The sequence below is a fragment of the Chitinophagales bacterium genome (assembly GCA_040877935.1).
GTDB lineage: Bacteria > Bacteroidota > Bacteroidia > Chitinophagales > CAIOSU01 > JBBDNB01.
On record JBBDNB010000057.1, the window covers coordinates 102,281 to 127,802 of the forward strand.

General features: G+C 37.7%; 24 protein-coding genes. 5 read left to right on the forward strand and 19 right to left on the reverse strand.

The features are described from left to right. Nucleotide 1: 1 nt before the first annotated feature. From WD048_15895 to WD048_15945, 11 genes are all read right to left on the reverse strand, one after another. Nucleotides 2-1,300 (reverse strand): hypothetical protein, encoded by a 1,299-nt coding sequence (locus tag WD048_15895; GenBank protein MEX0813701.1) that lies wholly within the window; start codon nt 1,298-1,300, stop codon nt 2-4. Between the two features lie 243 nt (nt 1,301-1,543). Further along, the gene (locus tag WD048_15900; protein MEX0813702.1) at nt 1,544-1,717 is read right to left on the reverse strand and encodes a hypothetical protein; all 174 of its coding nucleotides are present in this window, start codon (nt 1,715-1,717) and stop codon (nt 1,544-1,546) included. A gap of 44 nt (nt 1,718-1,761) precedes the next feature. Beyond that, nucleotides 1,762-3,744 (reverse strand): response regulator, encoded by a 1,983-nt coding sequence (locus WD048_15905; protein MEX0813703.1) that lies wholly within the window; start codon nt 3,742-3,744, stop codon nt 1,762-1,764. Next, nucleotides 3,737-5,875, reverse strand: a complete 2,139-nt coding sequence (locus WD048_15910; GenBank protein ID MEX0813704.1) for a response regulator — start codon at nt 5,873-5,875, stop codon at nt 3,737-3,739. The genes WD048_15905 and WD048_15910 overlap by 8 nt, the downstream gene beginning before the upstream one ends. After that, nucleotides 5,875-6,579, reverse strand: a complete 705-nt coding sequence (locus tag WD048_15915) for a hypothetical protein (protein MEX0813705.1) — start codon at nt 6,577-6,579, stop codon at nt 5,875-5,877. The genes WD048_15910 and WD048_15915 overlap by 1 nt, the downstream gene beginning before the upstream one ends. Further along, the gene (locus WD048_15920; protein MEX0813706.1) at nt 6,572-9,448 is read right to left on the reverse strand and encodes a hypothetical protein; all 2,877 of its coding nucleotides are present in this window, start codon (nt 9,446-9,448) and stop codon (nt 6,572-6,574) included. Before WD048_15920 ends, WD048_15915 begins: the two co-directional genes overlap by 8 nt. Before the next feature lie 3 nt (nt 9,449-9,451). Beyond that, nucleotides 9,452-10,585: an ABC transporter substrate-binding protein gene (locus WD048_15925; protein ID MEX0813707.1), complete on the reverse strand. Its 1,134-nt coding sequence runs from the start codon at nt 10,583-10,585 to the stop codon at nt 9,452-9,454. 10 nt (nt 10,586-10,595) lie between these two features. Further along, nucleotides 10,596-11,360, reverse strand: a complete 765-nt coding sequence (locus WD048_15930; protein MEX0813708.1) for an ATP-binding cassette domain-containing protein — start codon at nt 11,358-11,360, stop codon at nt 10,596-10,598. Continuing rightward, nucleotides 11,353-12,063, reverse strand: coding sequence for an ATP-binding cassette domain-containing protein (locus WD048_15935; GenBank protein ID MEX0813709.1), 711 nt, complete (start codon nt 12,061-12,063; stop codon nt 11,353-11,355). The genes WD048_15930 and WD048_15935 overlap by 8 nt, the downstream gene beginning before the upstream one ends. After that, complete coding sequence (locus tag WD048_15940; protein MEX0813710.1) at nt 12,060-12,929, reverse strand: branched-chain amino acid ABC transporter permease; 870 nt, start codon at nt 12,927-12,929, stop codon at nt 12,060-12,062. Before WD048_15940 ends, WD048_15935 begins: the two co-directional genes overlap by 4 nt. Then, the gene (locus WD048_15945; protein MEX0813711.1) at nt 12,926-13,810 is read right to left on the reverse strand and encodes a branched-chain amino acid ABC transporter permease; all 885 of its coding nucleotides are present in this window, start codon (nt 13,808-13,810) and stop codon (nt 12,926-12,928) included. Before WD048_15945 ends, WD048_15940 begins: the two co-directional genes overlap by 4 nt. Nucleotides 13,811-14,147: 337 nt before the next feature. On the opposite strand from WD048_15945, the gene WD048_15950 reads away from it, so the two are divergent. From WD048_15950 to WD048_15970, 5 genes are all read left to right on the forward strand, one after another. Continuing rightward, nucleotides 14,148-14,939 carry a TIGR04255 family protein gene (locus WD048_15950; GenBank protein MEX0813712.1) on the forward strand — a complete coding sequence of 264 codons (792 nt, stop codon included), beginning with the start codon at nt 14,148-14,150 and terminating at the stop codon, nt 14,937-14,939. Nucleotides 14,940-14,941: 2 nt separating this feature from the next. Beyond that, nucleotides 14,942-15,616, forward strand: a complete 675-nt coding sequence (locus WD048_15955; GenBank protein ID MEX0813713.1) for a hypothetical protein — start codon at nt 14,942-14,944, stop codon at nt 15,614-15,616. Then, nucleotides 15,558-16,103: a hypothetical protein gene (locus tag WD048_15960; protein ID MEX0813714.1), complete on the forward strand. Its 546-nt coding sequence runs from the start codon at nt 15,558-15,560 to the stop codon at nt 16,101-16,103. The genes WD048_15955 and WD048_15960 overlap by 59 nt, the downstream gene beginning before the upstream one ends. 536 nt (nt 16,104-16,639) lie before the next feature. Beyond that, the gene (locus tag WD048_15965; protein MEX0813715.1) at nt 16,640-17,770 is read left to right on the forward strand and encodes an ATP-binding protein; all 1,131 of its coding nucleotides are present in this window, start codon (nt 16,640-16,642) and stop codon (nt 17,768-17,770) included. 41 nt (nt 17,771-17,811) lie between these two features. Continuing rightward, nucleotides 17,812-18,090 (forward strand): hypothetical protein, encoded by a 279-nt coding sequence (locus tag WD048_15970; protein ID MEX0813716.1) that lies wholly within the window; start codon nt 17,812-17,814, stop codon nt 18,088-18,090. 175 nt (nt 18,091-18,265) lie between these two features. Here the strand turns inward: WD048_15970 and WD048_15975 are convergent, their stop codons facing one another. The 8 genes from WD048_15975 to WD048_16010 form a co-directional block, all read right to left on the reverse strand. After that, nucleotides 18,266-19,192, reverse strand: a complete 927-nt coding sequence (locus WD048_15975; protein MEX0813717.1) for an isoaspartyl peptidase/L-asparaginase — start codon at nt 19,190-19,192, stop codon at nt 18,266-18,268. Between the two features lie 111 nt (nt 19,193-19,303). Next, nucleotides 19,304-19,540: a DUF433 domain-containing protein gene (locus WD048_15980; GenBank protein MEX0813718.1), complete on the reverse strand. Its 237-nt coding sequence runs from the start codon at nt 19,538-19,540 to the stop codon at nt 19,304-19,306. 329 nt (nt 19,541-19,869) lie between these two features. Continuing rightward, the gene (locus WD048_15985; protein MEX0813719.1) at nt 19,870-21,183 is read right to left on the reverse strand and encodes an ATP-binding protein; all 1,314 of its coding nucleotides are present in this window, start codon (nt 21,181-21,183) and stop codon (nt 19,870-19,872) included. Between the two features lie 167 nt (nt 21,184-21,350). Next, a complete protein-coding gene (locus tag WD048_15990) occupies nt 21,351-21,650 on the reverse strand; it encodes a nucleotidyltransferase family protein (protein ID MEX0813720.1) in 300 nt (99 codons plus the stop codon). Between the two features lie 192 nt (nt 21,651-21,842). Next, nucleotides 21,843-22,142: a nucleotidyltransferase domain-containing protein gene (locus WD048_15995; GenBank protein MEX0813721.1), complete on the reverse strand. Its 300-nt coding sequence runs from the start codon at nt 22,140-22,142 to the stop codon at nt 21,843-21,845. 107 nt (nt 22,143-22,249) lie between these two features. Next, the gene (locus WD048_16000; GenBank protein MEX0813722.1) at nt 22,250-22,813 is read right to left on the reverse strand and encodes a YqgE/AlgH family protein; all 564 of its coding nucleotides are present in this window, start codon (nt 22,811-22,813) and stop codon (nt 22,250-22,252) included. A 280-nt stretch (nt 22,814-23,093) separates the two neighbouring features. After that, on the reverse strand, nt 23,094-23,288 hold the full coding sequence (locus WD048_16005; GenBank protein ID MEX0813723.1) for a DUF2283 domain-containing protein: 195 nt from the start codon (nt 23,286-23,288) through the stop codon (nt 23,094-23,096). A gap of 100 nt (nt 23,289-23,388) precedes the next feature. Beyond that, complete coding sequence (locus tag WD048_16010; protein MEX0813724.1) at nt 23,389-25,128, reverse strand: DEAD/DEAH box helicase; 1,740 nt, start codon at nt 25,126-25,128, stop codon at nt 23,389-23,391. Between the last annotated feature and the right edge of the window lie 394 nt (nt 25,129-25,522).

The window sequence follows — 25,522 nt, forward strand, 5'->3', positions numbered from 1 at the left end:
ATTATGAAATTTTGAAATGATTGATAATATCTTTTGTCTCAGGCCATTCAGGTTTGAGGATAGCCTGCTTTACTGAATCACCTGATAGGATATCCTCATATTCTGCCCTATACTCATCGAACTCGTCCTTTAGGGCAGTAAATAATTCCGTACGTTCGATTTCCTTTGAAGTGATACTTTGGTCTATTTCTTCTGTCTTTTTCTTTAAGGATTCCAATTTGTCGCTTAAGGGAATCAAATCCTCAGCATTTGTTTTATGATTCTGAATTTCAGCTTCGATGTTTTCCTTCTTTGTACGGAGGATCTGTACTTCCTTTTTTAACTGCTTCCATTTATTCAGAGCCCAGGCGGTGTCATCTTCTTGAACTGGGAATTCTTCATCATTCATTTCCTTTTCTACTGTATCTTCCTCCGCTGGCTTACTGAAATAGGGATTTGGTACTATAAAAAAGATGATTAGAAAAAATAGGATACCTAGTCCAGCCGGTGCCCATTCCATCTTGCGATATAATTCGACCCATTCTGGGTTCGATATATTGGCAATATTGTCCGCTGGCGCATTGGCCTCGTCTATTGACCACATGGAAGCATCTGTAGTTTCTGTTTGTTCAGGGTAGATATAATGCAAGGTGGTGGGGGCAAACATCATGATCCCAATCATGAGCAGGAAGAATCCCATTGCTATATTGTAAATGAGTTTCTTGCTTTTACGGGCCATGTGTGCTACGATATGGAATAGGAGTATCAAAACAAACATAGCAAGTACCCTGGCACCAATTTCTTCATAGCTCTTTACGTCTCTCAAACTATCAATCTGAGTGATGTAGGTAAAGGCTTCAATTACGATATACATTAAAAATATAGCAAAGGGTAATACCCATTTTTTCTTTTTTGGCTTTGAGGGTTTTTCCTCTTCTACTTCTTTCTGAGGCTCTTCTTCCACAAGCACCACATCTCTTTTGTCCATGTGTTCCTTGTGTTGTTCCAGTTCGGATTTCTTCAGTTCCAGCTCTTCTTCAATTCGCTTTAGCTCCTTATCTAATGAGCTGCTTGTTTCATGGTGTCCCTTTTCAAGCTTTTCGTAGGAAGTGCGGTAATGTAGCATCTCCTGAAAAATGCCATCACGCTCTTCCTCCAAAGACTTAATATCATTGTTGAGCTTACGTATGGCTTTGTATTTCTCATGCCCCATGATCTTTCCAAGGCCAGGAGTAAAGTGAAATGTGCCATTCTTCCTATAAGGAGCCTGACTCATATCAATATCTTTCTTCGCAAAGCGGTATTTGTCAAGTTTCAACATGGTTTAATTATTTTGAAGATTAGGTAAAGATGTGCTAGAAGATTTCCGATAGGCGAAATCCAGCAGTGACTCTATTCTAGCCCTGACTATATCACGGCTATCTATTCTGTTTGATTGCTGGATTCGAGTTGAGGTCGAAGTCTGCCCTGTTTTTTCTGCCTTATTGGAATCAATTGTCTTGGTGAAGATTTCTGTAGGGATCATATCTTTAGGGTTTGATTACATTTGCGAATATCTATCACATTAAGTTTTCTTAACTTTTCCGTGTGGAAATTTCTTTTCAGTAAATGCTGTATCCAACAACTGTTTAAGCCCCAAATGCCGTGCACTGGCAATGCGGTTAAACCGAATAATATCAACCTCTCTATTCAGTGGTGATGGCTTTTCTCTTAAAATATGTTTTGAAGAATAGCTCATCTGAAGGGATTTGATGAGGCAAGTTGGTAAAGCTTAAGCTTTCCTCAGTTTTCTGGAAATTTATCCATGTTACTAATGGACTTCGATATTAGCTCTTTAATGTCGTTTGGATAAGTGTCGAATTCATCAAAAGTCCTCAATATTGATAATTCCTCAAGCACCTTCTCTCTACTTTCAGGGTGGCTTCTTAAATCTTTGGATGGCGTTTCTTTGATCAATTGTTGTAATACTGAGTTAATAAAGGGCATTTGAACGTCTGCATCCCAAAAGTCTTGTGGTTTAGGGTATTTTCTTTTATCAAATGCTTGTCCTCCAGCCTTGCTTATAAGAACCAAGAGGTCATAAATCGTATCAAGAAGGAAGCTATTTGCTAAATCAAATGACAGGTTTTTAGTTGTTTCTTTTATTCGAATCAATTCCTCATCAAAAAACTGATTGAATTTTAATTTGTGGCCATTCCCTGTAGAGCTTTTACTGATTGAGAAACCAATTAGTGAACCATACTGACTAAATCTTTTTTTGTCAGTTGAAAACAGAAGGAACCCGCTTTCAAAATAGCCTTTGTAGTCACTAAAAGCTACTGTTTCCTCCTGAACACCACCATATAGATTTCTGATCCAAAACATACGGTTGATCAACAACTCCTTCAGATATGCCAACGATTTCTGAAGAGGCATCTCTGCTATTTCATTTCGCTTATTGACCTGAGGAAAATGAGAATTGATCCTGCCTTTTTTATCCATGACATTTTTCAGTTTTTCATCAATCTCACTCCACATCTGATCAAATTCCTTTTTCTTATCGGGATCATTTTTCAGTCCATAATAGAACTGTTTTAATCTTCCGCCCCGACCACCTTGACGTGAAATATTACCCCACAAAGTGTTAGATGGCCCCCGAAGTTTTTGAAATGTTTGCCTTAAATCAACTTCGTGCTGAATTTCTGTCACCAAATCAGAAATAAAATCTGGGTTGCCTTCAAGCAACATGGATTTGTAAACCAAATCAGATACCCTGAGCATATCCCCAAACAACACTTTCAATGCTCTTTTCGGTAAATGACTTACAACTTTTAATACAATATGTGGATTGTTATCTTTGACATATTCAAGCACATCAATTCCCTGCACGTCCTGATCTAAGTTGTTTGCTTCTAAAAGTTCCATATCACACATAGCAACACTCACTTGCTCTGCATTATTTTTTAAGTATTCTTTAGCGTCAGCACCATTGGATTTCGTTACTACCTCAAAATATGGTTCTAAAAAGCCTTCCATTTTAAAAAGCTGCTCGGTATCATCTTCCAAAAGCAGCAATCGAGGCTTCCAGGATTCAACTTTGTAAGAGTTGCCATTTTTACTTTGTCCTTTAATCCCACTTACTTCCCGCATCCTTGAAATCAGTTGTTCATGAAGTCCCCTCCTTTTTTGATGAAAATCGGAAACATTGGTGTCCTTTAGTACTTCAAGCATTTTACCATCTAAAAGATCAGCATTTGCTCGGATATGTTGAAGTAGGTCTTCAATTTGGTCATCTGAAAGTTTTCTACCCGGTCTTATGTCATGTTCCAATTTGTCCAAAATCCCCGATTCCGTAAGGCAGTACTTTCTTAGGTACTCAAATTTCCGTTTACTTACGGGAGGCAAGCTTATCTTACTGAGACTGAAATGTGAACCTATTTTTTCATGCCTAAAGCTTTTAGCAAATACCCTGTTCCTGTTGTTAATTATTTTATACAGCGTTTCTCTTAGCAGGGTAGAAATAAACAATAAGTTGAAATAAGATTTCAGCTCAACGGCACTCAGAATTTGCTGTGCTACCTGATAGCCATAAAAATCCTGCAAATGCTTTCTTTCCCAGTCCAGTTCGGCAAGGATGATGACGGCCTCCAAGGTGGCTTTATGCTCTTCAATTTTTGAGAGTTGATCAGTAGATAAGATAAGCGCATCTCCTTCCTTGTCTGGAAATAAGAATTTTGTTTCCTCATCGAGGATGAAGAGGCGTTTGATTTCGATTCGTTTAGACATCTTCCCTTATCTTTTGATTCTGATTGTAGATGGGTAGGTTATCAAAATATTTGACCATATTATTTATAAACTCCTTGACATTATCATATTGCAGGTTTTTAGCTTTGTTAATATGGGAAGCATCACCTCTCTTTCTATATAAAGATTTTCCAAGTTTATCTTCTCTTTCATAAAGAACCTTTATTGTGGGTTTGACTTTCATTGCTGCCAATGATTCAAAACCGTGAATAATTTCAAGGCATTTCCCCAATTGCTGGATTATCAATGAAGGATAGAACCATTCTTCCTCTTCTTCATAGAAGCCATTTCCCATCATACTATGTTGGAGATAGGAGAAAAGTAAGAAGTAAACTTCATTAAGTATATTTTGTATATTGCTTTTAGTACCTGTTTGTGCGCCACCTCTTAAATTTTTCAGGAATTTTTTGTGCTGTTCTTTTTTTCTATTCCCGTTTATTTTAATATTGTCTATTTTATCTTGTTGGGGATATGTCCATCTACCGCTCTCCCACCAGAATACTTTTTTCTCGAATCCTTTCTTAAATTCTCCAAATTTCTTCAGAAGTCCATATTTCTGTCCGCAGAGATTATGGATGCACTCAATAAAATCAAGATAGTTGCCGGTACTAAAATCATTACGCTGTTCATTGTTGAGATTGCCGGCTATATCCAAGCCCTCTTTACTCCAATAAGCATCAGCTCCTAAACGTTGAAGGCTGCGGTAACTCCAAACTTTATTGGAAGCTGTTGTTATCATAACAGGAAGACCCGGGAATTCCTGCTTAATGCTTTGTAACACTTTTGCACCAGAAAGTTCCTCCACTTTGGTTTGTACGCCTCCTTCGTTTTTCAAGCGTAAATCCAGCAAAACCAAATCCGGTTTAAAATCATTGATTTTCCCAAGGATATCCATTGAGAGTTCCTCGTTTTTATTCTCCATATTACTCCAAACAGAAAAAGTTTTTTCCTCCTGCTTTTTACCATAAATAATTAACTGGAAAATTTCGGCCCAACCCTGTTGTGCCTGGTCATCAATGTGTAAAATACGAGGTTTCACATTTTCAGTCGAAATAGACCGTAGCTTTATGATTATATCCTTAAAATCGTCTTTGGTTGATTCAATAGTACGGAAACTATAATTTCTAATATATTCCCCTAATTCTGTGGATTTATCTTTAAGTTCAGCTAAAATCTTTTTTCCATTTTCAATCTGTTCCTGGGCGGTAAACCGGGCATTGTAAAGTTCCTTTAAGGAAGGCAATTTCTCCCGTTCCCATTGATTAAAAGTGGGATAGTCTTCAATAACTTTATTCACATAACTAATGTAATCCTTCCAGTCGGCTGAGGAAGGTTCCTTTTTTCCGAATCCTTGTATGCGAGTTGATAAGGAGTCAATTTGATAATCCCACGCCTTTAGTTGGCGTTCATAAAAGCGTACAATCTGTTGGGCCAAGCTCTTATCAATGTTAACCCGATTGTATAAATAGAGCGCCTGCCTACTTTTAAGCTGCTTTAAATGATCATTGATCTTTGCGGGGTAAGGTTGGCTGGAATTAAAACTAATCTCCTGTGGAAAGATATGTCTGTGTACATCCACCAACTGAACTACCCCCCACCAATTCGCCCAATTGTGCCGTTCGTCTTCCGGCAGGCGGAATTCTGCAAGGAGGTATGGCTTTAGGTCTTGTTTTTCGTCAAAGGTCTTTTTTGCCAGCTCTTTAAGTTTCTCCAATGATATATCCTTCACTTCATGCAGATAGGACATAAAAGACACACCCTTAGAGGAAACGATGAGATTGCCGGGGTTTTCTTCAATGAGTTGCAGCTTTGCGTATGGCGTGATCAATACGATATGCTGCCGCACTTCCAGCATACGGAGGAACTTGATTAATGCAATACCGGCATTGTTCTGCAACCATTTGAATTCTTCATCTTCACAGTCCAGAAATTGCGGGATGAATATGATGGCATCATCTTGATCTACAATCTCTTTCTTTATTTTTACTGCCACATCGTATAGGTGTTCATTATCAGTCAACACATGACTTTCCGAAACATCTTCCCCAGCGGTTGTGACAATTTTACCGAAACCTTTTAGTTCATCAGTGTCGTATGTAAAGATGAGTTTCATTATTTTATTGAATATATGGGAATTTGTTCTGATGTCCATTCAAGGAGTGCATCTACTTCATGGTCATTGCCATTTTTATCTTTTTCCCATGACAAAAAGGCCAGTTTGTATTCATCCTTTGCTTTCAGATCATTGAAATCTGGATTTTCATTTTTTTTTAATTTGATAATGGATAGGGTTTTGTGAAGATGGATGAGGGATTCGAGATGGGGATTAGGCCAATATAATTTAAGATTTTTAAGTACATCATTGTACTTATTTTCATCCAATGGCTTCGAAGAAATAATTTCAGCTAATTCGATTAGTTCATTCCTATAGATGCTATTGCTGCCGTGAGATTGTTCTATGAACCATTCAAAGTTCTCTCCTAATGCTTTCTTTAATGCCTTCTTCTGTTGATTTTTTCTTGTGATATCGGTATCTTCATTAACCCCACTATGAAGAAGTACAAATGCTTCTTGATCATTACCTGCAAAGGATTTTATCAGAGGAATATAATCCTCATTTACAGCTAAATCACTTAAAAAAAGAAAGTCATAGTTATCAGTTGTAAATACAGATTTGGTTATCAGTTTACCACCGCTCTTACCTGCAACTGCAATACCCGTGCTGCTACCAAAATTTGGAATACCCATAATTTGAAAAGGGTTTTTGTCAGGAAAGCATCCTACATTGTTATTTGTAAAAATGATGTATTTAGCCATTGTACCTTCTTGCTGCTTTTAAAAGTTTATAAATATAAAGTTTGCTCCTGTACGTAATCACATATTGATTCACTAATGAGAATGGTAAGTAGAAAATACGGTCAGGGAGGTTTGATGGTTTGCCCCTTCCGGATATTACTATAAGCTCTGCCTGACCTTTGTCTCCATCGCTGGAATAATTCTCCAGAAAGGATTGAATGTCTTCCGGCTCTGTTGATTGTTGTATCTTTTCAATAATACCCATATGAATGAGAATATAATCCATATGGACTTTTTTGTCTTCAATCCAGTCCTTTATTTTATCTGCTAACAATATTTCGTTTCTTAAAACATGAAAACTATTCGCATTAAGGTCTATATTCTGCGAGTTTGGAATATGAACATTCATGCCATCAAGAATTATTTGATCATGATTATCGTCTTTGGAAGCATCCGCCTGTATCCGTTCATCAAGTATGCCGACTCTTAATGATGCAGCAAGATTTAATTCATGCTTAATTGAACTATTATCTTGATCGGCAATTAATTGTTTAATTTTGGCAGTTGGAGATTGGCTGGAATAGGGTTCATAATAAAAACAATTTTTAGGATAATCCGATAAATGCAACTCTGAGTTGTTCAATAGTCTTTCCAAGTGCAAATGGAATATAATCGAGTTTGCTAACCCACTATTTGCGCAATCCGGGAAATTCTTCTCTCCATCCTTATCTGCATCTAAGAATTTCACCTCTTTCACTTCGTTATTTAATGCATCCAACAACAACCTTAAAATCTCCTGTTCTATATCATCATATTTAAGTAGAGATGTCAGTTTTTCTGCTTCTAACTCAAGGTAGCTTTGGTTGCTTCTTACTTTCCTGCCATTAATGATCCCTTTTTCCAATAGCAAATAAGGATGACTCACCTCATGACGCTTCCCATCATTTAGCTTTAACTCACCATAAATGAACAAGGCGTCAATATCAGCAATTTGTTGTAGTTCGATAGTAGTAATACCCAGACTCTGCAGTCGTTCTTGTTCTGTGAACAAATCCGATGGAATGTCCTTCTCAAATATCACACAAGCAAGCTTAGGCTTCAGAAGATAAAATTCATAACACAAGTTATTATCATCATCCAGGGTAATGTCAATCAGTTTTTTTTCGGGATTTTCTGTTAAATAATTATCCGAATGGTTCTGATCGATTTGGTCTAATGGATATTTACGAAGATATGCCGCACAGATTTTCATTTCCAGCAAGCCCCAATCCTTTTGTCTTAACTTACCATTCTCATCCAATACTTTTTTATCCAATTTTGAATTGAGCCAAGTGTCAATTCTTAAATCCTTGTTTTCTCCATAGGTTTTCTTCTCTCTCTGTTCCTGATTTGCACTTCCCAGATTGTCTTTAATAACAACCTTATAATAATCTGGATGATTGAAATTGTTATCCGTACAAATAGTTATTTTTAAGTCCTTATACTTTTCGCCATTACTTACTTTTTCAGGGATTGTTGCATGTTTAACTGAATTTCTAATTATGTTCTCAAGAATGACATAAAAAGCTTGTGCCCCTAAAATGTTATTGGGTAGAGCAATTTGAATATCCCTATTCCGGAGTTCATGCTCTATTGATATGTTTTGTTGGTTTTCCCATGTCCCATAAGTTACTTCATTAGATCCACTTATATATTTTATTATGTACAATGGCCAATTACCCTTATTTTCTATTTTTCCAAAAAAGCCATCTAAAACATCCGAAACTAAATTTGCGGAGAAGGTAACCAACGGTTCAGATGTTACAATGTCCGCAATAAATTCGATGCGTGACTGCAAATAGCGTAAAAAAGAACGAATATCTTCATCGTTAAAACTGGATAGATTAACAAGATTGGCCATCACATGGGAATTGATATTGTGTGACATTTGGCGGTTCATTATTTGAGAAATAGCAGCCCGCAATGCACTTTTGTAGGCTCTCTCAGCATAAGTATATCCTACCTCAAATAAGTAATTGTATGTGATATCTTTATTGAGAATAGATAATTCAGGGATGAGAGATTTTAATATTTTGCTACCTATTTCGTTTTTTGTGACCAAATAAATAAACAGGGCACCTTGTCCGTTATACCCTTCATTAAAATCACCCATTGGGGCACCTAATAACGGGATAGAAATTAGGGTTGTACATTTACTGTCCTTAACTTCATCTGAGAGTAATTCCTGATCGTACAAATGGTGAAGCAAGAGATGGTTTGGAAGGACCTTTTGGTTTTTGAATTCACGACTCTTTTTAACCATGTAATCATAGCTGACACCAGATAGTGAAAGATTTTGAACTGAAGTATGCTTGTCTGCTACTGACTTTAGCGGTTTCTTTAAGGAATTGCTTTTTTGATTCGTTACTTCATTATAACGGTCAAGGTAGACATTAAATTCATGCTCAACATCTTGTTTAAACACTTCTGTATCTTTAAAACTTGGCAAAACAGTGATATTGGCACTTGCTTCTTCTGGTGCGATAAAAAATTCAGGCAAATAGTATAAGGATAGTTTAGCTTTAAAAAGTTTAGCAATTATCTCCTCTAATTTATCTGCAAGAGAATCTTGAGGTAGAACACTTTTCTTTTGCCATAGACATAGGAAAGCAGACAGAGTATTGCTATCAAGGGTGGAGCATAAAGTAGAATATTCAAAGAATAAAGATTCTATTTTGACCTCTCCAATTTGCTCTATAATAGTTTCCTTTATAGCGGATAATCCAGAATTGTTGTAAAAGTTGTCCGCAGAAATGGACTCATCGCTACCGTCAAATGTTCTTGCTTTGGAAAGGTTTACTTTCTTTAACTTTTCTTCCTTCCTCAGAAGCCCGCCTATTCTTGTATCCATGATTTAAGGGAATTGAGGTTTTAAAATGCCGTTTTCATAGTATCCGATCTCGAGGTTTAGCAATAAATCACCATTTTGTTCAAACTTAAATGGTCCTGTAATCCCGTCAAATTCGGATTTTAATAGTGCTTTTGTCATCTCATCGTAATTAAAGGGCTTATCCAAATTTTTAGACGCATAATATATTGCTAAAGTTTTATCATAAGCATAGGCATCAGTGTAGAGCGGCTCACGATTGAATTTTTCTTTAAATCTTTTTCTCCATTCTTTTATTTTCGGGTCATCTTGGTGCATTATAAAATAAGGAACAGTGTATCTAAGTCCTTCAAGCAAATCATTACTTAGCTCTGGTGCTGCGTCAAGCAAATCGTATGAACAGATCGTATTACCATTCTTAATCAAATTATATGTCCTGAAGTCTTTTATTAGCTGTATCATGTGGTCTTTAAACCCATTTAAAAGAATCAAATCAGGGTTATAGTCTTTCACTTTTGAAGCTAAAGTCTTAAAATCTGAAGTTGTGATATCATATCTTTCAATCATTATATCATTAATACCCTGAGATTTTAATCCTGGGGCAACGATTGAGTCAAATTCTGTCTGACATACCTCAATATTCACATATACAATGGCCACTTTTTTGGGCTGACGGTGTTTGGCATATTTCAGGTAGTATTCTGTTTCCTCTTTAAAATCAAGCCAAGCCCTAAATGTATTGGGATATTTATCATTGATATATGGAGCATAAACCCATACAAAATGAGGAATTTTTGTTTCGCTAACTAAGTCAATGACTGCCATAGTTTGTGGAGACACTCCCGATTCATAAATGTGAGGTTCGTTTAAAATTTGCTTTTGATATATGCTAACTGCGTTTTTAGCTAATCCTCCATTATCTTGAAAATCGAAATTCAGTACAAGTTTGTTTGTTTTTAAGGAATCAGATAAATCATCAATGGCTAAGTTACTCCCATCTCTTACAGATGTTCCATATGTAGCCAATTCTCCTGTTAATGGTAAGTTACACGCTATTTCAACTGTCAGGTTATCTGTATCCGTTTTTGAAGACTGACATCCTGAAAAAATCAGGGTAATCATCACCATCAGGCCTACAACACATGTTTTTAAGTTTTTCATTGTCATTATTTTAATTGTAAACAAATTTATTTAAGAAATCCTCTTTTGTATATTCTTTTCGATTTTCAAGCTCAGTAAAATACTTTTCTTCATGAAACTCTTCTCTGCAATATTTTTTAGTTAAGGTTCCTTTTTTGGTAATAACCACATTAGAAGCCAATTGAAAGGCAACATCCATATTGTGCTCTACCAATAGCATGGTGATTCCTCGTTCTAGATTGGCCTTTTTTAAAAAATCAGTTGTAAAAGCTACCATCTCAGGTGCCAATCCGGCAGTGGGTTCATCTAATAACCAGGTACCAGTGTCCTGCATCAATAAAATGGCAAAGGAAAGCATTTGTCTTTCGCCTCCGCTTAAATTTCCCGCACGCTGTTTTTGCATACCTCGCAATTTAGGAAATTCATTAAAGGTTTTGTCAAAATGTTGAGATGTAATTTTAATACCATTATAAGAGCCTGCCAGTTCAAGGTGTTCGCGTACGCTAAGGTCGGGCATAATCAAACCGCCCTGGGCAAAGTAGGAAATATCTTTACTCGGTAGCTGATGAGGAGCAATGTTACTGAAAGATTCTCCCTTAAACTTTATTTCCCCTGCTTTTTTTGGTAGCAACCCACACAGCGTTTTTAGCAGGGTGGATTTCCCACTGCCGTTTTGCCCAATCACCGCCAATACCTCACCCTTTGCCAATTCCAGGTTTACATTTTCAAGTACTGTCAGTTCCGGGTAACCGGCTGCCAGTCCTTGCACCTTTAATATGTTTTCTTGCTCACTCACTTGTCAATACTTCTGCTTCAATATGTCCTTTAATAAGTTGAAAAACCGCATCGCTGATTTCTCTTGCTTTTTTGCGGTTGTGCTCCACAAGCAAAATGGTTTTTCCGCTTTCCTTTAATCGGAGTAGCACCTCTGAAATGCTGTCCACCATTTTGCCGTTTACCCCTGCAAAAGGTTCGTCCAGTAAGAGCAACTCCGCTTCGTTCATTAGCAACATGCCAATGGACAATAATTTTTGCTGCCCGAAAGATAATGCTCCGGCAGTTTTCTGGAGTTTTCCGGCAAGCCCTATTTCTTTCAAAACCTTTTCTGCCTTGGCTTTTCGCTCCTTTTCCTCTTGCCAGATTGTTGCTGGCTTGAACAAATAATTCAGAATTCGCTCCCCCGGATGGTTTTTGGTAGCCAACAGCAGGTTGTCTTCCACGCTGAGGTTTTTAAATACACGTGGGCTTTGCCATACCCTGCCAATTCCCAATTGATCAATTTCTATAGCTGATTTCCCATACAAATCCTTGTCGTTAAAGAAAACCTTTCCTGTATCAGGCTTTAGGAAACCGGCTATGATGTGGAACAGGGTAGTTTTACCGGAGCCGTTACCTCCAAAAAGACTTGTAATACTTCCAGACTCAAGCTCAAATGAAATGTCCTTCAGTACTGTAAGTCCGTTAAAGGACTTGCTGATATGTTTTACGTGTAAAATCATTCAAACTTGTATTTACCAAAGAAACCGTATGGCCGATACATCACCACCAAAACCAAAATACTGGCATAAATCATCATTCTCAGATTTGCAGCAACGGCATCCGGGATATTTAAAAAGCGGAGTAATTCTGGCAGTAAAATATAAAACAAAGCTCCAGCCAATGACCCCTTGATGGTTCCTAAACCTCCAATCAATACCATGGAAATGATAAGAATAGATTCATCCAAAGTAAAAGAGGTTGGATCAATATAACTAAAATAAGTGGCGTAAAGCACTCCTGCAACAGCGGAAAAACCACTGGACAGCATTATAGCGACAGTTTTATAGTAAGCTGGGCTTTTCCCAAAAGTCATCATAGCCAATTGATCATCACGCACTCCCTGGAAAAATCTCGAAAGTGGTGTGCGGTGCAAGCCAATGAAGAATAACAAAACCAATAGCGCAACCACACCACCCAAAATGGCAAAAGAAGGGAGTGAACTAAATGAAAAACCGAATAGCTCTGGTTTGGGGATGCCGGTAATTCCAAAAGGACCATTGGTAATGCTTGTCCAATTGTAGAGTACGGCAAAAACTATTATCTGCCATGCCAGGGTAGCCAGGGCAAAAAACAAATCCCTAAGCTTAATGGAAAACCAAACTACTGGCAAACAAGCAACGAGATTGAAAACTATTGCACCTAATAATGCCATAGAAAAAGAAACACCTGATTTTGTTAGCAATAAGGCTGCGGCATAAGCACCTATGCCGTAAAAGGCTGCCTGTGTTAAAGATAATAATCCTGAGTAGCCAGCCAGCAAGTTCATGGCCAGGGCAAGAATGAGGTATATCTCAACCATGATCAGTATGTGCAAAAGGTAATTCATTTTTCCTCCACCCGCATTTTAAATGAAACAATACCTTCTGTTCGCCATAGAATTACCAAAATCAAAAGTAGGAAGGTCATACCTTCTTTCCACTGAGCAGAAATAAACCATTCCGTAGCGGTTTGTAAAAACGCTATTAATAGTGAAGCTAGAACGGTTCCTTTTACTGAACCTTTACCACCAATTATCACGGCCACCGCTGCACTTAAGGTAATGGTCATTCCGCGGTGAGGATCCATCCCTGTGTCAAATAAATGCAGGATTGCAGCAATACCTGCTAAAATACTTCCGATAGCCATTGTCCAAATCCGAATTGCTTTTGTATTTACTCCCAAAACCGATGCAACTGTTTCCTCACTGATCATGGCTCTAACTTTTAAAAACCATTTCGTTTTGGTGAAAAGGAGAATACTTCCAATAAGAATCACCGAAACGATTAGCTGCACCAACTGGATCGGAACAATGGTTAGTCCCACCAAGGAAAAACTGCTGCCTAGATGGGGATCAACGAATTTGGTTTCGTTTCCATAAAGCAAGGCAATGAGATTGATAAGGAATATGTAAATGCCCACCGAACTAATCAAAGAAATAGCCTGGCTGGCTTTCTTCTTGGACAAAGGTTGGTAGATCAATTTCTCAATCAACACAGCAATTAATGCTATAACAATCAGGCTTCCTGTTAAAGCAAGTACTACAGTTACTGTGTTGCTTACATTGAACATCTCCATAAATTGCAGCAAGGCATAAGCTCCAATCACATACAAAGCACCATGCGCCAAATGAAATACTTTGGTAGTGTTGAATATCAAGTTGAATCCAACAGCTACTAAAGCCAGCAGAAAGCCGGTGACTATGGTATTAAATAATAGTTGTCCGTACATCAGGTGCGAAGATTAAAAAGGCATAGTTTTCTGGAGTTTTCTGAAAAAAGAAGCTTAGAACATCTCTTTATTTTCTGACAAAAAAAGCAAAGTTTCTTTGTTTTTGAATAACAATCTACACCAAAAATATTCATGTAATAATCTCATATCTGTTATTGAACTTGCTTTCATTTGTGATGATTAACAACTATTAAATTTGGGTTTAAGTAAAATATTTTACCTTAGCATAAGCAAAGAGTTAATACTTTTTTAAAAACAGAAAATAAAATGCAGCATATCCGGTTTTTAAAGTGTGATTATAGTAACTTTTCACTTTTAATTTAATCAACCATTACATATGTTTGGATTCCCGAATGTTGATAGAAGTGAGATTAATCATTACAGTAGTAATTACCTGAAATCTGTTGTTTTCCAAATTAAGTATGAAACTACAGATTCAATTATAAAAAACAAAGATACTTTAACAGATCAGTTTAGCGAATTATTACCTAGAATAAAAAATAGCGTACAAAAAGGATTTGAAATTGCTTTCAAATCTGATCAAACCCCTATCTTACAACCTCTCACTGAAACCGATTCCGGTTTTGAACTGCGCTCTCAAAATGGGCATAAGGTTTTAAGATTTTCAAAAGATACAACTACATATACTATATCGGGTCAAGAATATAAAAATTTTGAAAATATAAAAAATGAACTGCACGAGATATTAAAATCTTTAGAATTGTGTGGTATTAATAAATTTACTCGAGTGGCGATCCGAAAAATAAATATTATTGAATTTCAAATTCCAGAAAAGACTGACTTGTCGCCAATGGAAGTTATGGAAATATTATTGAACCCCGATTTAATAAATAATGCTTCTTACTTCCCCAATACTCATTTAATTCAACAAAACATTCACACTATCGATTACGTTAAAGACAATAATCGACTGAAATTAAGATATGGTTTAGTGTTACCAGCCACAAATGAAAAGATTGGACATGTCTTAGTTGATATCGATAGATTTAAAGTTAGCGATATTGAACATAAAGATTTTATGGATTTAGCTACTAAAATGAATACAGAAATATTCAATATTTTTAATTGGGCAATAAGTAAAAATGCAATTGAAGAACTAAAACATTGATTATGTTGACCTTTAAGATAATATCAGATAATAAAAATTTTGACCCAGAAGGACTTGCTATGTATTGTGATAATGTTTGGCATGATCGTGATGTTACTTATTCACCTAGTTTGCAATCTCAAGTTTCCAAATCTTCTACTAAAATTCTGATAGTAGGCACAGCTTTAGCATTAACTTGTATAAGTGATGCTCAAGCAGCAAAAGAGGTTTTATTTCAACAGGATAAAAATGAAAATATCACACTTGAAAATTATCAAAACTTAGTAGATACCCCTTTTTCGGAATACGAATTAGAATTAAACAATCATTTTTACAAAAAAAAATCAGTTAAGGAGGAACTTATAAAAGAGATTGTATCTTTCGAATCCTTAAAAATGAACTGGGACGGTTTTAGTGCTTATCCATTAGAAGTAGAAAGTGCTGCAAATGCCATAAACTTCATAAACCTTCTAGCAGACAAAACAATAAGTGATATAGAAGGTGTCTTGCCAAATTCAAATGGTACAGTTTCAGTATTTTGGGAGAATAGTTCTGGAGAGAGAGTGTCATTGGAAATTGGAAACAATAATTATTCTTATTATGTAAAATATAATTCTCAAAAACCAATTTTTGTAAAAGGTGATATCTTGGATAAAAAAGAAGCTGAAAAAATTAACGAATTCGTTAAGACCTTATAAAAACAGCTCCAAGTCAGCTACTAAATCTGAAATTCCTAATCACATAGCTGATATTGAGAAAATTGTTAGGGTTTTGTTATTCCCAACTCAGTTTAGAAAGAGTGACGAAATACTTAAGTGGCAGGCTTTTAGGACTAAAGCAGGAGAGGATGAAGTGTCAGTTATCAGGCTTGATTATTGTGATGAAAATTTTTGTAAAAAACATGGTAAATCAATCCAAGACCCGAATAGAAAAGCTTCATATTATGGTTTAGGAGTACTTTTTGCATCTGAGATAAGAGATTTGGAGGCTGATGTAATTTATACACCCAAACATCATGATTTCCACGCTGACATAAAAGTCGGCTATGTACCTACAAAAGGAGAAGCAATTCCACCTGAAATAAAATATAAGATGGAAGAAATGGCAAGTAAAGCCAGAATATATAAAGATTCATCACCTGATACAGATTTATGGATTGATCCACCTATTGAGCTTCAGAAATAATAAAAAGGTGAGGGAGTGTTTCAATTATTGATAAGTGTACACTCGGTCATGCCTAAAAGCTTGCGCAAAACCTGCCCACCATACAAATCCGATTTTGGCGCAATTGGCGCAATTATGGCGTAATTCAAATTTCATAGAAAGAGCCAGCTCCTTTTGCATTATCTATTTCCCGCTATTCCCGCCACATCATAAGCTATAGGTGGTTTTTTTTCCTTTTCCGGCTTTTCTCAATATATTGAATTCAGTCAAACTTGAAAGTTTGCTCAACAGATTTTTCCATTGAAAGCAGTTCGGGTGGTACAAGTGTAAGGATTCAGTTTCCGTTGGTTGAGAGGCTGTGATTTTAACCCTGACAGGGTTGAGGCAGGGCTCCGAGCTTAGGGCTCCATTTTTTTGTACAATACGCAAACTAGATTATGTGGTTTACGCATTAAGATAAAACTATGCTTATTCGTATAAAAATACCGCTGTTTTTCTTTTCCGAAACATAATACGTAAATTGCATTACGGTAATTGAATAATGTAATATACGTATTATGATAAAAAAATTAACAAACCCTTTTGTTTTACATGGGTTTAAAGGAAAAAAATATTTCTGCAACAGGGAAAGCGAATTAAAACTTTTGCGCGAACATGTTTTAAACAACAGGAATTTCACGCTTTTTGGGTGGAGGAGACTGGGAAAAACAGTTTTGCTTTACGCACTCGCAGATATACTTGAAAAGAAACACCAGGTACAAACAGTCATGATTGATATTTCTGCCTGTAGATCACAGCAGGAAATGACATTAAAAGCAGTAGATGTTGTGTATGAAAAATTCGGTGCTGGCCGGAAAGGAATAAGGCTTGGTTTTCAGAAGCTGATAGCAAGCCTTGGCATCAAAATGGGCTTTGACCCTCACTCAGGAATGCCTGAGTTTTCATTAGGGTATAACACTGACAGACCTGATAACAAACTACATTCTTTACAGGCGGTAGCTTCATTTTTGGAAGAGCAGGATCAGCCTGTATTGCTTGTATTTGATGAATTTCAGCAAATAAATCATTTCAGGGAAAGCAATACTGAGGCAGAACTTCGTGGCCTTACTCAAAAATTTCCCTCGCTTCATTTTGCATTCTGTGGGAGCCACAAAGGGATAATACAATCTATGTTTAGCTCCTATCAACGCCCTTTTTATAAAAGCACACAATTGTTGGATATCAAAACAATTGACGAGTCTGTATATGTGAAATTTATATTAAAAAAGTTCAGTGAACATGGTAAATCTATTTCTGAGACACTGGCAAGTGAAATCTACAGCTGGTGCAATGGAGAGACGTATAGTATTCAAGTTATTTGCAACAGGTTGTTTTTCCGGCATGATAAACCTGAAAATGAAGATTTTATTAATATTACCAAAGAGCTTATGCAGGAGCAAAAACGGGCATATACCGAATGGCTTAATCTCTTGTCTCATGCACAGGTGCAATTATTGAAAGCAATCGCAAGAGAGGAGCCTGCTGAAAATATTACCGGAAAATCCTTTATCATGAAATATAGCCTGGGTGTGGCAAGTTCAGTTCAGTCAGCAATAAAAAGTTTACTTGATAAAGAAATCGTGTTCAAGGAAGATGGGCAATATCGCATTCATGATGTTTTATTCCAGAAATGGCTTAGGACACTATAGCTCTAAAAAATTCAACAATACATCAGTTGTGATTTGCTTAAATGTACACACAAAAAAACTATATAATATTAATTATAAAATACTCAAAACACTCCCACAACACTATCCATACCACTTCCAATAGCGCTCCTGTACATGGCCGCAGTATTGGAAGCCACGGCAAAGACAACCACCAGTCCTGGTCTATGAAAGGCCTGAAAGAGAGGTTGGAAGCTTACAAGCAGTATTACAAACGCTCCACTGATTTTTCCATTGAAAGCAGTTCGGGTGGTACAAGTGTAAGGATTCAGTTTCCTTTGGTTGAAAGGGTGTCATCTTAACCCTGGCATGGCTCCAAAAAGTCTCTGTCAGGATTGATGCAGATCAAATAGCGAGTATTTATATTTTTTCGGGATAATACGTAAAGTGAATAATGTGATAAACGTATTATGAATTATAACTCTTTAAAATCAAACTCACGCAAGTAACAAATACTTGTATGCGGGAATAATTTTTTCAAAACACCCCCACCACTTCTCCACCAAAGCCATCCACAGCCCCCCTGTACATGGCCGTAGTATTGAAAGGCATTGCAATATTGCCTTTTGTGTCAACTGCAATTAAGCCGCCACTGCCGCCTAAACCCGCAATAGTTTTTTCAATTACTTCTTTCGAAGCAGCTTGCAGGTCCAGCCCTTTGTATTCCATCAGGCAGGAAAGTCTTATTGCGGCCATGCTGCGGATAAAATATTCCCCGCTTCCGGTGCAGGAAACCGCACATGTTTTGTTGTTGGCATAAGTACCGGCTCCAATCAAGGGAGAATCGCCAATCCTGCCGTATTTTTTGTTGGTCATGCCTCCGGTGGAAGTGGCAGCAGCCAGGTTGCCATAAGCATCAAAGGCCACAGCTCCAACTGTGCCGTACTTTTCATCGGTATTTACGGAGTGGTCCAAAGCGCTTTTGTCGCTGTCTTTTATGTTTTGCAATTGGTCATAGCGCAATTGGTCAAAGAAGTAACTGTCGGCTTCAAATGGGCAATTCACCAGGCGGGCAAAATCCTCGGCACCAGCTCCGGCCAGCAGCACATGCTCTGATTTGTCCATTACCAGCCTTGCCAGCGCAATGGGGTTTTTCACATTTTTCACGTTTGCCACCGCGCCAGCTTCCAGGTTTCTGCCGTCCATTATGGCGGCATCCATTTCCTGCTTTCCCAGGTGGTTGAATACCGATCCTTTTCCCGCATTGAAAAGCGGATCGTCTTCCAGCAACATTACCGCATGTTCAACCACTTCTATGGCAGTGGCATTTTTGCGCAGCATTTGGTAGGTTGAGGAGAGCGTTTTCCGAAGCAGTTCAGTAGCTGCTTTTTCCCGGCTTTCACTGAGCTGGTTTTTGGAAATATTCCCAGCACCACCATGTATGGCTATTGAAATTGGATTCATTATTTAATCAATTGTAGATTAATATCTTGAACAAACGGAAAAATTGGGGGAATTAAAAAAGCTGAAAAATTTTGGCAGATTTACATCTACCAAAAACTGCATTTCTTTCATTTAAGCTACCAGTTGAATTTCATTTTTCTGAAGTAATAAACCCTTTAAGGCAAAAGCTATACATGCTTGTATGTCTTCTTTTTCAAGAAATGGATATGCTTTTAAAATATCCTCAGGGCTAACACCGGCTGAAAGATATTGCAAAACAGTTTCAACGGTAATTCTCATGCCTCTGATGCTTGGTTTACCGTTGCAAAGGTCTGGTACTATTGTAATGCGTTTTAATAGATCATTCATTTTTCAAGCTTTTTCTAAGTCTATTTTGGTTAAGGTAAATTATTTTATCGAAAACAATAACATTAAATCTTAAGTTTATTGTTTTGAAATAATCAAACAGAAAAACAAGCAAATGCTCAATTCAACTGTGGGTTTCCCGGGTAGTTGATCATTTCCACACACTCGGTTATACCTAAAAGTTTGAACAAAACCTGCCCACCATATAAATCCGATTTTGGCGCAATTCAAATTTCATAGAAAGAGCCAGCTCCTTTTGTTTCTGTTGTGTTAGGTCAAACATTTCTTTATCGTTACTTTCATTACGCAATCATTACTTAACCATTACTTTGCTACAATTTAAGGGTATAGGAAATAGACCTCCCTTTTCCCTGGACTTTTAGAATTTGTAGATCAACAATTTCAGCTAATTCCATGTAGGCCGTTTTATTGGATACTGAATTGATTTCCTGGTATGTTTTATTGGTAATTTTTCCAATGTTTTTTATGTGATTAACCGCCTTAACCTGCCTTTCATTTAATCCCAAATCTTTCAGGTACTTCTCTGTGTATTTGTCCTGATAAAAAATCACTTCAAATCCACCAAACGCTTCTCGAAATTCCGGTTCGGGCAATCCCGCTTCCAGACAATTCTCAGTAATCTGAACCGTACCCCTTCCCCAGCTTTCAATCAAACTCGCCTTATAAAACGCATTGCAGATCAATTCATTTCGCAACACAGACTGGTGCGATGCCCTTAGCTGCTTGATAGTGATACCTTCAAGGAGTGTGCCGGGATTCCAGAGCATAATCTTGTCTGGGTAAATCTTCATCTGTGTATGGCTGCCCGTGTAATCCTTGTGGATTAGGGCATTGATGACCGCCTCGCGCATGGCGTCTTCGGGATACTCATATTCTTCAATCCTTTTCCAGTCTTTATATCCCTTAACCATTAATCTCAGGTATTTTACCCGCAGTACTTCAAGTATCAAATCCAGTTGGTCAAATAAGTTTCCTTCAATTACGTCATCCGTAACCAAATCGGTATCGCTCATAAATTTGCCTATTTTGAAGTAGGCACTGTGGTAATATTTCAAAGGATCATTGCCGAAAAGAAGGATGGCAGCCCGTTTTAAATGACCTTCCGTATCAATCAGATGTAACTTTTTCAGCACGGAGTGCGTGTCCTCATTTTCAATGCCCGGCACACGCTTTTTCGCCAGCTTTTTAAATTTTGCAAGGGTATCTTCACTTATATCGTCTAAATTGGCCTTGTCCTCGGTAATTCCTTCCCAGGACATTTTGCTTTTTTTCAGCAAAAAACGGGTAAGCTCTTTGTCTTTCAATTCTTGAGTAGTACTTCCTGTGCGGATGTAGTATTTGCCATTAAAGGAAATTGGAACATCATACCTGTCAACGATAATGCTTAAAATGTTTTCCCCATCTTTTTCAATTTGATGTACAAGAGCGTGAATGCCCAATTTTTGCAAAATTTTATTGGGCAAGGCTTCCAGCAATTTCCTGCTGTCGATTATGCCAGTAGAAACCCCATTATCGTCCACACCTATCAATAACTCCCCGCCTTCTGCATTGGCGAAGCCACAGAGTGTTTTAAGGTACTCATCCCTCCAGTTCAATTTATATTCTATATGTTGGTTCTCCTGCATGTTTATTCAAACTTGAAATTACAAAAAAACCATAAGGCTGGTACACCACTCCAAAACCAAAATGCCGGCATAATAACATATTTTAAAGCTAAAAATATTCCAACTAAGAACTGAAATCCAGGATAGCACCTATTGCATCCAGCATATCAATGATCAATATTTTGGAGCTATAAGACATCAACCAAATCCTTTTTGATATGCTCCAAATAATGGGGTTTTAAAGCACGCTTTGATACCAAATCCACTTTTCTGTTTAATATTTTTTCCAGTTCCTCATGAAGATCAAAAAATTCCCAGCCGATATCGCCATTGAACTCTACCAGAATATCTATATCGCTTCTATCAGGGTCAAAATCTTTTCGGGTAACTGAGCCAAATAAAGTCAGCCGCCCAATGGGGTAGCGTTTTTTCAAGTCGGGTAGATGGGCTGCAAGTGTATTTTTTATTTGTTCCAGTATGCCGCTCATCTTGATCGTGAATTTAGGTAGTTTTAATTGTAACCTTCAAGATATCAATTATCGCAAACATTCTCACCGCTCAACTTCTGATAAATATTCAAATAAATTAAGCAAACAATCAATTCAACTGCGGGTCTTCCGGGTAATTGATCATTTGCTTATAATTCTTCTTTCAGTTGTTCCAGTTGTTTTTCACTTCGCTTAGACATATTGCAGATCCTCCTCAATATATTCCCAATAATGCGGTTGTATGGCGTTTTGGCTTACTACATCCACCTTAAGTTCGGGAAACAGCTTATTCAATTCCCACACGAGATCAAAGTAATTCCAATCCATATCCCCGTTTAATTCCACTAGAATATCAACATCGCTTTTCCCTTCTTCAAAATCATCCCGCGTAAGTGAACCGAAAAGTGCCAGCCGCTCTATGGGATAGCGCTTCTGCAAATCGGGCAGATGGGCAGCAAGTGTTTTTTTTATTTGTTCAAGTATGCCGTTCATCTTGAAAGTGAATTTAGGTGGTTTTAAATATAACCTTTAAGATAGCAGTATTGATACATAATTATAGCTAAAGTTCTGATAAATATTCAAATAAATTAAGCAAACAATCAATTCAACTGCGGGTCTTCCGGGTAATTGATCATCTGCTTGTATTGCCCGCCCTTTTCAAGCAATATTTGTTCCCAGAGTGAGTCTGTAGATTGTTTTTTGAAAATATGTTCGGCACGAGCAGGGTGGGTAAACCAGGATTCTTCCTGCATTTCCATTTCCAGTTGCCCGGGCGCCCATCCACTATAACCAATGAAAAAACGGATATCATCAGGGGATACAGCACCAAGATCGATCATGATTTTCAAGCGCTCGAAATTGCCGCCCCACCACAGTCCTTCACACACTTCATTGCTGCCATCCAGCTCTTCGCCAAAATTGTGCAGAAAATGCAAAGTGTCATTGGCAACAGGGCCACCGAGGTAAAGTGGGTATTTATGTTTTTTCAGATCGGGAATGGCATCTCCCAGGGTCATGTTCATTTTTTTTCCCAATACCAGTCCGGCACTGCCTTCCTCTGGACTGTGTTCACAGATCAATGTCACGCTGCGCTTGAAATTGGGATCCTGTAAAAAAGGCTCTGCAACCAGTAGGTTTCCTTTGCTGTAATCTTTATTTTCCATATAGCCTCCTTGCGATTTTCACTGTGTATAATGGGTATAACAGCATTTTGTTTCTGACAAATATGTGATAATCGTTTAGGGCTACAAAATTAATTTGACCAAATGTTAATTTGAATTATACTTTTTGATATATCGGCTGAACTTAAAATTTCCAAAGTAATGAAGGCATGGGAAGTTTTTCAAAAAGGTAATTTCTTAATGACTTTCTGTTAATATTTTATTGTGTTTTAAATATTTACAGAATAAAGAAACTATTTAGCAACCATGAATAACTTTACAATCAGGCGGCTACATACTTTATATCCGAAGGATCATTTAAATTTTTTGAAGCATTTAAAATTTCAATTCCTACAATACTTCCGTCATCAGCATAATCTATAATGACGCCTTTTTTGTCTTCGTCACTTTCGGCAATGGGTGCTTCACTGAGTTGAATATAAACAATGTCGTTTTCCTTGTTATATTTAATTTGCATGGTACTTATTTATTTTAGAAGTTTTATAAACAGTAACGATTTTCCAAGGAGTTGCACTTTCGTTTACTCAAACTTCTTTCATCCATTAATTAATATAACATTATTTAGTGTATTTCCGCTTTCTTTTGCGCTCAAAACCTTCAGATTTATTGAATGATTTCTTTTTAAAACCCTTCCTCTTATTTCTGCCTCCTCCACTATTTCTGTTTCCTCCTCCTCTTGACTGACTTCTTTCAGCCACTTCAACTTTTACAGGACGGTTTTTCATTTTTGCTCCGCGCAATTGTCCAATAATATCATCGGCCAATTCTTTTTGCACATCCACGAAACTGAATTCGCGTTTCACATCAATTTTACCAACAGCAGATCCTTCTGCATTTGAATTCTCGCAAATAAAGCGCAGCATACCTCCTTTGTCTAATTTATCCATTTCACCGAGGTTGATAAAAAGAGTGGCGAATTTATCGCGATCGCTGCCATAAGATGATCCGCCATCTCTACTACCTCTACCTGCCTTTCGGTTGAGGTCGGGTGCATTGCTGTGTTCTGTTACGATATCTTTCAGCTTAAGTGCCAGGATTTTTTCGATCAGTTCTTCTTTGGAAATAGCTGCCAATTCTTTTTCAGCCATAGCCCTCCATTCTGTAAAAGATTTATTGTCAACAGGTGCTTCAATCAATTCCTTGAGATAACCGGCCAATTGGTTTTTCACCACTTCATCACCGGCAGGAACTTGTGAATGTTCCATTTTCTTGCCGATTTTCCGCTCAATATCTTTGATTTTTCTTTGTTCTGCCGGGGTGATCAATGCAATGGAAATCCCCGATTTACCGGCACGTGCTGTTCTTCCACTTCTGTGGGTATAGTTTTCAATTTCATTGGGTAAATTGAAGTGGATCACATGTGTGATATCATCCACATCAATACCTCGTGCTGCTACATCGGTTGCTACGAGCACGCTAATGGATTTTTCCCTGAATTTTTTCATCACGGCATCTCTTTGCGGCTGCGAAAGTTCACCGTGCAGGGCATCTACCGGATAGCCCGATTTGGCCAACTTTTCGGCCACTTCAATGACCTGCCTGCGGGTCTGGCAAAAAACCAGGCCGTACATATCGGGCCAGAAATCCAGTGTTCTTTTTAAAACGGCAAAGCGCTGGCGACCATCTACTATAAAGTAATGGTGTTCCAGGTTTTCCGCACTTGAGTTTTTTGTTCCGGCAGTTACTTCCACCGGATTGTGCATATAAGTCTTACTGATACGGGCGATTTCAGGTGGCATGGTGGCAGAAAACAACCACACTTTTTTGTCGGCATTGGTATCAGCCAAAATACTGTCAATATCTTCCTTAAAGCCCATATTGAGCATTTCATCGGCTTCGTCAAGCACACAGTATTGCACTTTGCTCAGGTCTATTTTTTTGCGCCTCATCATATCCATCAGGCGACCAGGGGTGGCCACAATGATCTGTGGTTTCTGATCGAGTTCTTTCAATTGTCCCCCAAAACTGGCTCCGCCATAAATGGCTACTGTTTTGGCTTTGGGAATGAATTTCAGAAAATCCTTAAAATCAGCGTGTATCTGATTGCAAAGTTCGCGTGTGGGGCAAATTATAACTGCCTGTACTTGTTTTTTGCTAAAATCCAGCAAATGCGCCAGTGGCAGGCCGAAAGCTGCTGTTTTTCCGGTGCCGGTTTGTGCCAGTCCTACGAGGTCTTGTGGTTTTTCAAGAAGGGGAGGAATGGCTTTTTCCTGGATTTCAGAAGGTTTTTCGAATCCGAGGGCTTCTACGGCTTGAACTATTTCGGGTTTTAATCCAAGCGATTTGAATGATGTCATTGGTTGATTTTTATGCAATTTATTGGGGCTTCTAAAACCTGACGGGTTTTTACCTTTGGTATCTGTACATTTTACCGAGACTTGACACTTAAGATGTGCTGCTTTGTTAAACTGCTATTTATTGAATAGAATATTTATGAATAAACCATCATAAGCAGTCAACTTCTGATAAAGTTCATTCAGGGTGCAAAAGTACGCAAAGATTTGCTGATAATCAGTTTTGTTTTAAAATGCTTGCTCCTAACCTGGACAAGCCAGAACCAAAGAGGTAAAATCAAAAGAATTGTCAACCACAACCACGCAGTAGCACAATCTCGCAGTAGCCACAAGGCATGCCTTGTGGCTACTGCGAGATGTCTTTGTCTTGTCTTGTCCTAAAAAAAAAGTGTAGGGG